This window comes from Corynebacterium gottingense (genome assembly GCF_007559235.1).
Classification (GTDB): Bacteria; Actinomycetota; Actinomycetes; order Mycobacteriales; family Mycobacteriaceae; genus Corynebacterium; species Corynebacterium gottingense.
On the sequence record NZ_VMHH01000008.1, the window covers coordinates 108,993 to 118,479 of the forward strand.

The 9,487-nt window shown below is 64.6% G+C and carries 10 protein-coding genes; 6 read left to right on the forward strand and 4 right to left on the reverse strand.

Translation table 11 applies throughout. The features are described 5' to 3' along the window. The first annotated feature begins 93 nt into the window (after positions 1 to 93). Entirely contained in the window at positions 94 to 1,593 is a 1,500-nt protein-coding gene (dnaB, locus tag FPH17_RS09505; protein WP_095278333.1) for a replicative DNA helicase, read from the forward strand. Here dnaB and FPH17_RS09510 read toward each other — a convergent pair. From FPH17_RS09510 to FPH17_RS09520, 3 genes are read right to left on the reverse strand one after another with little or no spacing between them, the layout of a single operon-like run. Next, on the reverse strand, positions 1,574 to 3,724 hold the full coding sequence (locus FPH17_RS09510; protein WP_154880185.1) for a heavy metal translocating P-type ATPase: 2,151 nt from the start codon (positions 3,722 to 3,724) through the stop codon (positions 1,574 to 1,576). The genes dnaB and FPH17_RS09510 overlap by 20 nt on opposite strands. A gap of 4 nt (positions 3,725 to 3,728) precedes the next feature. Further along, positions 3,729 to 3,929 (reverse strand): heavy-metal-associated domain-containing protein, encoded by a 201-nt coding sequence (locus FPH17_RS09515; protein WP_154880188.1) that lies wholly within the window; start codon positions 3,927 to 3,929, stop codon positions 3,729 to 3,731. A gap of 48 nt (positions 3,930 to 3,977) precedes the next feature. After that, positions 3,978 to 4,190, reverse strand: coding sequence for a transporter (locus FPH17_RS09520; protein ID WP_154880190.1), 213 nt, complete (start codon positions 4,188 to 4,190; stop codon positions 3,978 to 3,980). Positions 4,191 to 4,295: 105 nt separating this feature from the next. Here FPH17_RS09520 and FPH17_RS09525 point away from each other — a divergent pair, with 105 nt between their 5' ends. Both FPH17_RS09525 and FPH17_RS09530 read left to right on the forward strand, forming a co-directional pair. Beyond that, positions 4,296 to 4,679: a thioredoxin family protein gene (locus tag FPH17_RS09525; protein WP_154880192.1), complete on the forward strand. Its 384-nt coding sequence runs from the start codon at positions 4,296 to 4,298 to the stop codon at positions 4,677 to 4,679. A 60-nt stretch (positions 4,680 to 4,739) separates the two neighbouring features. Next, a complete protein-coding gene (locus FPH17_RS09530) occupies positions 4,740 to 5,531 on the forward strand; it encodes a PspA/IM30 family protein (protein ID WP_154880194.1) in 792 nt (263 codons plus the stop codon). On the opposite strand, the gene FPH17_RS09535 is transcribed toward FPH17_RS09530, so the two are convergent. Continuing rightward, complete coding sequence (locus FPH17_RS09535) at positions 5,528 to 6,634, reverse strand: NYN domain-containing protein (RefSeq protein ID WP_154880196.1); 1,107 nt, start codon at positions 6,632 to 6,634, stop codon at positions 5,528 to 5,530. The genes FPH17_RS09530 and FPH17_RS09535 overlap by 4 nt on opposite strands. A gap of 206 nt (positions 6,635 to 6,840) precedes the next feature. Here FPH17_RS09535 and FPH17_RS09540 point away from each other — a divergent pair, with 206 nt between their 5' ends. From FPH17_RS09540 to FPH17_RS09550, 3 genes are read left to right on the forward strand one after another with little or no spacing between them, the layout of a single operon-like run. Beyond that, positions 6,841 to 7,215 (forward strand): GntR family transcriptional regulator, encoded by a 375-nt coding sequence (locus FPH17_RS09540; protein WP_154880198.1) that lies wholly within the window; start codon positions 6,841 to 6,843, stop codon positions 7,213 to 7,215. Beyond that, positions 7,212 to 8,039, forward strand: coding sequence for an ATP-binding cassette domain-containing protein (locus FPH17_RS09545; RefSeq protein ID WP_154880200.1), 828 nt, complete (start codon positions 7,212 to 7,214; stop codon positions 8,037 to 8,039). Before FPH17_RS09540 ends, FPH17_RS09545 begins: the two co-directional genes overlap by 4 nt. Beyond that, positions 8,036 to 9,070 carry a hypothetical protein gene (locus tag FPH17_RS09550; protein ID WP_154880202.1) on the forward strand — a complete coding sequence of 345 codons (1,035 nt, stop codon included), beginning with the start codon at positions 8,036 to 8,038 and terminating at the stop codon, positions 9,068 to 9,070. The genes FPH17_RS09545 and FPH17_RS09550 overlap by 4 nt, the downstream gene beginning before the upstream one ends. Positions 9,071 to 9,487: the final 417 nt, after the last annotated feature.

Consider the following 9,487-nt stretch of genomic DNA (forward strand, 5'->3'; position numbering starts at 1 on the left):
TTCATCCCCAAGTTATCCACATATGCCTGTGGAAAACCCAGTGTTTGGCCCTCGCGGTACGCTGTAGGCCTACGAAACAAAGGGGTGACGACGATGGCCGACGATGCACTTCACGGCTTTGATGATGACTACGTCCTGCCGCCAGAGCCACGCGATGAGTTCAGCGAATTTGGCGACTTTGACGACTTCAGCGGAAATTCGCGGCGAGGGCGCGGGAATCAGCGGTATCAAGGACAGCAGGGGCAGCGGGGGCAGCGCGACAGCCAGGGCGAGTACCGCCAACCGCCGCACGACGAGCGCGCGGAGCGCTCGGTGCTGGGCGCGATGCTGCTCAACCAGGAGGTCGTACTCGACGTCGCGGAGGGCCTGCAGCCGGAGGACTTCTACTTTCCGGCGCACCAGCTGATTTACCAGGCCATTATCGAGCTGTTCTCCTCGGGCAGCCAGATCGACGTGCTCATCGTCTCCGGGCGGTTGGACCGCCTGAACCAGCTCGAGCGGGTGGGCGGTGCCCCGTACCTGCATACGCTGATTTCGGAGGTGCCGACGTCGGCAAACGCCCGCTACTACGCGGAGATCGTGGAGGAGAAGTCGCTCCTTCGGCAGCTTGTCAACGCCGGTACGCACGTGGTGCAGCTGGGCTACGAGGGCGAAGACGGCATGGAGATCGAGGCGCTGGTGGATCGCGCGCAGCAGGAGGTCTTCGGAATCTCGCGCAACAACCAGGGCGAGGACTACCGTGTCCTTTCGGAGCTGCTCAAGCCGACTATCGACGAGCTCACGCAGATCGCTCAGGGCGGCGCCCTCGACCAGGGCGTGCCGACCGGGTTTACGGACCTGGACAACCTCACGAACGGCCTCCACGCGGGCCAGATGATCATCATCGCGGCCCGACCTGGCGTGGGTAAGTCGACGCTCGCGCTCGATTTCATGCGCTCCTGCTCCATCCAGCACGGCAAGACTTCAGTTATCTTCTCACTGGAGATGAGCGCCTCCGAGATCATCATGCGCATGCTGTCGGCGGAGACGGAGATCAAGCTGTCCGCCATGCGAGCGGGCAACATGGAGGAGCGGGATTGGGAAAAGCTCACCACCCGCCTCACCGAGATTCAGGACGCCCCGCTGTTTATCGACGATTCCCCGAACCTCACCATGATGGAGATCCGGTCAAAGGCGCGGCGCCTGAAGCAGCAGCACGGGCTGGATCTGGTGGTGCTGGACTACCTGCAGCTGATGAGCTCGGGCAAGCGCGTCGAGTCGCGCCAGCAGGAGGTCTCGGAGTTCTCGCGTAACCTCAAGCTCCTGGCAAAGGAGCTGGAGGTGCCGGTGATTGCGATTTCTCAGCTGAACCGTGGCCCGGAGGCGCGTACGGATAAGAAGCCACAGCTGGCGGACCTTCGCGAGTCAGGCTCGCTGGAGCAGGACGCCGACATGGTGTTCCTGCTCTACCGTCCGGACTCGCAGGATCGTGACGACGAGCGCGCGGGCGAGGCGGACATTATCGTCGCGAAGCACCGCGGCGGCCCTATCGATACGATCCCTGTGGCGCACCAGCTGCACTACTCACGCTTTGTCAATATGGCGCACGGTTAAACCCGCGTAGGCGCAGCGAGTTGGACACCACAAATACGGAGGACAGGGCCATCGCGATGCCGGCCAGCATCGGGTCGAGGAGGCCGAACGCAGCGACCGGGACGAGCACGACGTTGTAGGCGAACGCCCAGAACAGGTTGCCCTTGATGGTGCGCAGGGTGCGGCGCGAGAGGCGGATCGCGTCCGTCGCAGACATGAGCGTGTTCTGCATGAGAGTGATGTCGGAGGCCTCGATCGCCACGTCCGTGCCGGCGCCCATGGCCAGGCCTAGGTCGGCCTGCGCGAGCGCGGCTGCGTCGTTGACGCCGTCGCCGACCATGGCCACGTGGCGCCCCTGCTCCTGCAGCTCGCGGACCACGCGCACCTTGTCCTCCGGCAGGACGCCGGCGGTGACGTTGTCCGGGTCGATGCCTACTTCCTCGGCTACGGCGCGCGCAGCGCCCGCGTTATCGCCGGTGAGCAGGTGCGGGGTGAGCCCCAGCTCGCGCAGCTTCGCCACTGCGCGGGCCGAGTCCGGCTTCACCGTATCCCGGACCGCGACCATGCCCTCCGCGTGCCCATCGACCTCCACGGCGATCGGGGTGGCCCCGGCCCGCTCGGCCTCACGGAACGCGCGGGCCAGTGGCCCGTCGAGTTCCGCGCTGGGCCGGCCCACGCGCACGCTGTGGCCCTCCACGGTGGCGGACGCCCCGCGGCCCGGCTCATTGGTAAACCCGGACGTTTCCGGTACGTCGTCGCCCGCGGCTTTGACGATCGCGCGGGCGATGGGGTGCTCAGACCCGGCCTCCACGGCGGCGGCGAGGCGCAGCGCGTCGTCGCGGCCGACGACGTCCACGACCGCCATCTCGCCGCTGGTCACGGTGCCGGTTTTGTCCATCACCACCGTGTCCACCTGGCGTGTGGATTCCAGCATCTCGGGGCCCTTGATCAGTAGGCCCAGCTGCGCGCCGCGCCCGGTGCCCACCAGGATCGCGGTGGGGGTGGCTAGGCCGAGGGCGCAGGGGCACGCGATGATGAGGACGGCGACCGCAGCGCGGAACGCCTCGCTCACGCCGTTGCCCACGAGCAGGTGCCCGACCAGGGCCACGACGGAAATGGCGATGATGGTGGGGGCGAACACGCGCGAGATCCGGTCCACCAGCCGCTCGACCGGGGCCTTGCCGGACTGCGCGTCCTTGACCAGCTTGCCCATCTGGGCGAGCGTGGTCTCGCTCCCCACGCGCGTCGCCTCCACCACGATCCGCCCGGAGGTGTTGAGCGTCGCGCCCGTCACGTTGGCGCCCTCGTCCACTTCGACGGGAACGGATTCACCGGTGAGCATGGAGGCGTCGATAGCCGAATGCCCCGAAACCACGCGCCCATCGGTAGCAATCTTCTCGCCGGGGCGCACAACAAAACGGTCGCCGACCTGGACTTCCGCGATCGGGACGCGGACTTCCTTGTCGCCGCGCAGCACGCTCGCGTCCTTCGCGCCCATGCTCAGCAGCTCACGCAGTGCGGCGGAGCTTTGCCCCTTCGCGCGCGTTTCAAACCACCTGCCGAGCAGCAGGAACGTAATCACGACGCAGACGGATTCGAGGTAGATCTCGTGCGGACCGCGCTCCGCAAACAGCGCCACGATGGACCACACGTACGCCGCGGTCGTGCCCAGCGTAATCAGGGTGTCCATGGTGGTGGCGCCGTGGCGCAGGTTGATCAGCGCCGCGCGGTGGAACACGCTGCCGGCGGAGAAATACACCAGCGTCGTCGCGGCGAACGCGGCCCATTGCCAGTTTGGAAACTGCAGGCCGTGCACCATCGACACCAGCATGACCGGCACCGTCACCAGCGCCGCCCAGATCGTCGTTCGCTTGAGCCGTTCGGCCTCGTCGTCGCGGGCCTCGCTTATCGACGCCCCCTCGTCCCCGCCTTCCTCGTCCCCCATAACAAAGGCGTCGTAGCCTGCGGTACGCACGACGTCGATTAGTTGCTCCGGCGTGGTGCTGGCCTCGTCGAACTCCACGGTCGCTGTCTCCGTGGAGTAGTTGACCGCGGCGTCGACCCCGTCGAGCTTATTGAGCTTGCGTTGGACGCGCGACGAGCACGACGTGCACGTCATGCCCGTGACGCCCAGCTCGATGTGGCTGGTCATAGCGCTACTTCAGGGTGTAGCCGGCCTCGGCGACGGCCTTGGCCACGTCCTCGGTGGAGAAGCCTTCGCCTGACACGGAGACGGCGCCGGTGGTGTGGTCGGCCTTGACGTCGGTGACGCCCTGGATCTCGCTGATCTCCTCCTGCACACTGAGCTCGCAGTGTCCGCAGGTCATGCCTTCAACGGTGAATTCGCGGGTTGCCATGATGCTGTCCTTTCGGTTGGCGGTTCACGTACACCCGCAACTATACCCCTAGGGGGTATCTGGCGAAAGGATGGTGAAGCCGGCGTGCTCCGCCGCAGCCATGATGTCGGCGTCGGTGAAGTTTTCGCCCGAGACCGTCATGCGGCCCTCGTTCGGCTCCACGGTGACGTCGAAAGTGCCCTCGACCAGGCGTACTTCGTCGACCAGCGAATCGACTGCGACTTCACTGGACTGGCCCGAAATGTTGTAGTTCTTCGTCATGATTTCCGCCCCTACCGGATCGGCTGAGACTGCAAAGGAATGCAGTCGCGCTTGTTACTGTTGCACCGAGGGCAACGTTAACAAACCCCTGTAAAGGAGTATGCAATGAGCACTATCGATATGACGAAAGAGAACTTCGACGAACTCATCCAGAAGGACGGCATCGTCTTCGTCGACGCTTGGGCGGAATGGTGCGGTCCGTGCAAGGCCTTTGCGCCGACCTTTGCCAAGGCATCGGAAGAGCACCCCGACGTCACCTTTGCCAAGCTTGACACCGAGGCAGAGGAAGAGCTTGCTGGCAAGCTCGGCGTGACCAGCATTCCCAACATCATCGTCTTCCGTGACGGCATCCCCCTTTACCAGCAGGCCGGAAACATGGCGCCGGCCGACTTTGAATCGCTCATCGGCCAGGTCAAAGCGGTCGACATGGAGGAGGTCCGCAAGCAGTACGAGAAGATGCTGGCCGAGCAGGGCAAGCAGGGCGAGTAGCCCGAAAACCTGCGTACACTGGGGCGGCGACCATTTTGCGACGACGGAAGGACACGACACATGGCAAACCCGTTCTCTAAGGGCTGGAAGTACCTGATGCAGTCGTTCGACACCAAGATCGACGAAAACGCTGACCCCAAAGTGCAGCTCCAGCAGGCGATTGAGCAGGCGAAGAAGAACCACCGCGACATCTCCGAGCAGGCGGCCACCATCATTGGTAACCGCAACCAGCTAGAGATGAAGCTGGATCGCCTGATCAAGTCGCAGGAGGACCTGCAGCAGAAGGCCCGCGTGGCGCTCCAGGCCGCCGACAAGGCGCAGGGCGAGGGCGACGCGCAGAAGGCGCAGGAGTTTAACAACACCGCCGAGGTGCTCGCGTCCCAGCTGGTCGCTGTGGAGCAGGACCTGGAGCAGACGAAGCAGGCCCACGCGTCGGCCGATCAGGCGGCGCGCGAGGCGCAGGCGCAGCAGCAGCAGTCCGAGGCGCGCCTGCAGGAGCAGCTGCAGCAGGCGAAGCAGCTCGAATCCCAGCTGGGCCAGGCGAAGATGCAGGAGGCCACGTCCAAGACGATGGACTCCATGAACAACTTCACCGCGGACCAGAACGTGCCCACCATGGATGGCGTGCGCGACAAGATTGAGAAGCGCTACGCCACCGCGCTCGGCCAGCAGGAGCTGGCCAAGGACTCGCTGGGCGACCGCATGGCGGAGATCGAATCCGCTGGCACGGACGTTGCCGCGGCAAGCAAGCTGGACGAGATCCGCGCCTCGATGGGCTCCGGGAGCGCCGACAAGCAACTGGAGGCCCCGGAAGCTCCTGAGGAGTCCGAGGAGTCCAGCAAGGACAACTAGTTGCGGCTGATGCTGATCAGCACGCCGCGAATGCCCGAGTGAAACCCATCGCGGAGATTGACGCGCTGGGTTTCACTCAGCGTGTACTCGTGCAGCGTCTCGCATGCGAACTGCAGGAGCGGGCGATCAATTTCGGGCGGGAGGCCGCCTCCGGAGAGCATGTGCGCCTTGTCGCGCTGCTCCGAGGAGGCGGCATTTTCGTACCACCAGGACGCATACTGCTGGCCCACGTCGTACGGGGTCTGGAAGCCCGCCGAGGTCCACACCTCCTCCGGGAGAGGGACGTAGCGCGAGCGTAGCTTGCGCCGGGGTGCCATCATTGACGGCTTCGGAGCGGGCTTCGGCTTCGGTGCCGGCGCTTCCTCTGGCTCCTGGGCCTCCGGCTCCGGCTGCGCCTCCGGTTCCTGTTTTTCCGGCTCCTCCTGCGCCTCCGGTTCTTCGGGTTCCTCGGGCGCCAGCGGGTCCGGGCCGAGCGGGACGGGGGACGGCCCCTCCGCCTCGTCGAGCGGCTCGGCGTCTGCGAGCGGGCGCTCCCGGATCGTCGGTGGCAGCGGGCCTTCGAGGACCTGCAGCTGCATGGCGTCGGCGAAGTCCTCGCGGGGGTCCAGGATCGTCGTCGTATCGCACGCGTGGCGCAGGGCGGAGGACATGGAGTCCCAGCCGAACCCGTAGAGGTGTACGCGCATCCCGTTGACGGTCGCCTCCTCAACGCCGGGGATCATGTCCGCGTCGCCGGAGACCAGGACAAAGTCGGTGAACTGCCCGCGCATGGCATGCGCGACCAGGTCCGCCACCAGGCGGGTGTCCACGCCCTTCTGCGTGCGGCGGTCGCCCCACTCGATGAGTTGGCCGGTGCGCAGCTGCACGCCGTCGCAGGTCCGCAGCGCGCGCTGGTAGCGGTGCGGGCCCGAATCCGGGATGCCGTCGTACCAGAGCTGGCGGTGGATGGGCTGGTTGAGTTGCTGGCTGATCATGGTGCCGAGGGTTGCCACGACCTCGGGTAGGTCAATTTCTAACTGGGATCGTGCGCCGATTTCCCACGAGTTGTAAAAGCTCGCGAGCAGGTAAGACGTGTCGACGAACACCAATGTGCGTTCAAGCATGGCTCCTAAATTCCGATTCTTTTCGTTGCTAAGTGCTATTTACTTCCCCAGTGTGCCTGAATTGGCCTGCTGGGTCCACCCCTTTCAACGATCCTTGACGCCCCAGTGTTCCGCAGTTATCGTGTTAGTTACTCAAGTAACCAACCAACGCACCAGGGCAGCTTTTCGACGCCACGGGGCAGGGAAGGAACCGCAGGACCCATGCCATGAACGCTGAATCAGATCCCCTCTTCGTGCAGGTAGCGCGCTTCGTGGAGGACCTCGTCGTCGACGGCTCCTTGGAGCCCGGGCAGCGTGCCCCCTCCACCAACGAGCTCGCCGCCTTCCACGAAATCAACCCCGCCACCGCCCGCAAAGGTCTGGGAATCCTCGTCGACGACGGGATCCTGGAAAAACGTCGCGGGCTCGGCATGTTCGTCACCCCCGACGCGCGCGAGCGGGCCGTGCAGTCGCGCCGCGAGCGCTACGCCGGCGAGTACCTCGCCCCCGCAATCGACGAGGCTGTTCGCCTTGGCTACGACCGCGCCACCCTGCACTCTCTTATCGACCGCGTCGCAGAAAGTAGAGGAATGTACCAATGATTAACGCGACTCACCTGGAAAAACAGTTCCGGAAGAAACCGGTGCTCACCGACATCACCTTCGAGCTCCCCGGCTCCGGCATCCACGCCCTGCTTGGTCGCAACGGCGTGGGCAAGTCCACCCTGCTCGCCATGATTGCGGGCCAGCTCAAGCCCTCCGGCGGCGAGCTGACAGTGTTCGGCGAGCGCCCCTATGACAATGCGGGCGTGATGGATCGCGTCTGTTTTACCGGCGTCGATACTGCGTACCCATCGTCGTGGTCGCTGGCGGACATCGTCGCCGCTGCGGGGAAGCGTTACCCGCACTGGTCGCAGGACATCGCTGACACGCTCATGCGCGACTTCGCCCTCGACGAGCAAGCGTCAACCGTGTATGCAAAGTGCTCCCGCGGCCAGCGCGCGATGATCGGCATCGTGGTCGGGCTTGCCTCCGGCGCCGAGCTCACGCTTCTCGACGAACCCTACGTCGGCCTCGACGTCCACAACACCTCAGTCTTCTACCGCCACCTCCTTGAGCTCGCCGAGTCCCAGCGTTGCTTCATCATGGCCACGCACCACATCGAGGACGCCGCAAAGATCCTGGATTCGGCGCTCGTGCTGGGGCGGCAGGGGAGCGTCGATAAGCATCTGCTCGCTGAGGACGCCGACGGCTACGTCATCGCTACCGGCGACTTCGATGAGCCCGCCGGGGCCATCGCTTACCGACGCCACGCCACCGCCGCACGCGCGATCCTCCCCGCAGCAACCGCCGCTGAACTGGGCCTGCGTGGCCAGGCCGCGGACCTCGGCGACGTGCTCGAGGCGATCCTGGAGGTGCAGGCATGAGCGCAAAGACACACCTCGACCGCGGGTTCCTCTGGCACCAGTTCAAGGCGGGGCCGTGGATGCGCTTCCTCAGCGTCGGATCGGTGCCGTTCTTCGCGCTCTTCGCCACGGATGGGGTGCAATGGATGATGCTCTTCGGCAGCTTCATGTGCGTGATGACGCTGTCGTGGATCGCCATCCCCGAGCCCAGTGCCTTCAAGGCGCTCGGCATGAACCGCGCGCGCGTCCGCCAGCAGGTCCTCACGCTTGTTGTGCCCTTTGCGGTCGTGGTCTTTGCCGTGTTCAGCCTCATCAACCCGCACCGGGCGACTATCTCCAGCGCGATTGGGGTGGTTCTTGCCGCAGTGACGTTCCTGGTCTCGGCGCTGCCATCGCGTGAGTCGGCCGACCTCACTCGCACCGGAGGCATCAACTTGGCGCGGCGGCGCGGCAACTTCGCTTTCGAGGTCTTCTGGCGCCGCATGTGCGTGTGGGCGGTGCCCGTCGGCGTGATCACGGGCATCCTCTACGCGGTGTGCGCCCGGTCCGCGAGTAGCTGGGTCACCGGAGTGCTGCCCCCCGGCGCGTTGCTCTTCTATTGGCTCTGGGGCGTCGCAGGTGGCATGCCGACGGCGGCGGTTGCGCAATCGTTCGGCACAACCCGCAAGTTCTGGGCCGCGACAACGGTCGGCGTCGCGACGGTCGCATCCCTACTGGTCACCGGGTCCGCGATTCTCGTCGCATTGCTTATCGACGCCTCCGTGCCCCTCACCCCACTCCTCCTCCAAGGAGCCATCGGCCTCGGCGTGCTCCTGCTGGCAAAGGTGCTGCAAGTCTGTTTCACGTCCTCGGGCTTCTTCATCGGCATCATGGCGTGGACTGTCACCCGCGACATCATGGACGTAGCCGGCAACAACACCGAAGTCGGCACCGGTGAAGTTGTGGTGGTGCTCGTGTTCTGCGGCGTGTGCCTGCTTTCGGCTGCGGTGGTCTTCGCGCTCATGCTTACTGGGCGGCTCGATCCGAAGCGGCCGCGCAAAATGAAGCAGTAAGTAACGTTACGTTCACCCGAACACAGCCCGTGCGCTGGGGATTTGTGTTGGTGTTTGGGTGTGTGTAACTTTATGTGAGTCAGCGAGACCGACAACGCCCCGCCAGACAGACTCCGCAAGAGAGTTGAGCTGGTGAGATGGCGGTCAGGAAAACGATCGTTGGCCGACATAAGAAAATATGGGCTTCGGTCCGGTTGGGTCAAGGATTTTGACTTTCGGATTGTGGTTTGTGTAGTGTCGATAAAGTCGCTTTTTACAGCTGCTGGGTGATTCGCCTGGTGGTGGGTAAATGTGCGTGTGTTGTTTGAGAACTCGATAGTGTGCCAATGTACTTTTGTTTGTGGATTGGTTGCGTGCCTGTGTTGTGCTGGCTGCACTTTTGGTGTGGTTGGTGTGTGCCGGTGGCGCTGCTTGTGA

Coding starts and splice junctions, on each gene's coding strand:
- FPH17_RS09510 (WP_154880185.1), bottom strand. CDS start 3,724: ATGACCAGCCACATCGAGCTGGGCGTCACGGGCATGACGTGCACGTCG.
- FPH17_RS09520 (WP_154880190.1), bottom strand. CDS start 4,190: ATGACGAAGAACTACAACATTTCGGGCCAGTCCAGTGAAGTCGCAGTC.
- dnaB (WP_095278333.1), top strand. CDS start 94: ATGGCCGACGATGCACTTCACGGCTTTGATGATGACTACGTCCTGCCG.
- FPH17_RS09550 (WP_154880202.1), top strand. CDS start 8,036: ATGAGCGCAAAGACACACCTCGACCGCGGGTTCCTCTGGCACCAGTTC.
- FPH17_RS09540 (WP_154880198.1), top strand. CDS start 6,841: ATGAACGCTGAATCAGATCCCCTCTTCGTGCAGGTAGCGCGCTTCGTG.
- FPH17_RS09535 (WP_154880196.1), bottom strand. CDS start 6,634: ATGCTTGAACGCACATTGGTGTTCGTCGACACGTCTTACCTGCTCGCG.
- FPH17_RS09530 (WP_154880194.1), top strand. CDS start 4,740: ATGGCAAACCCGTTCTCTAAGGGCTGGAAGTACCTGATGCAGTCGTTC.
- FPH17_RS09525 (WP_154880192.1), top strand. CDS start 4,296: ATGAGCACTATCGATATGACGAAAGAGAACTTCGACGAACTCATCCAG.
- FPH17_RS09515 (WP_154880188.1), bottom strand. CDS start 3,929: ATGGCAACCCGCGAATTCACCGTTGAAGGCATGACCTGCGGACACTGC.
- FPH17_RS09545 (WP_154880200.1), top strand. CDS start 7,212: ATGATTAACGCGACTCACCTGGAAAAACAGTTCCGGAAGAAACCGGTG.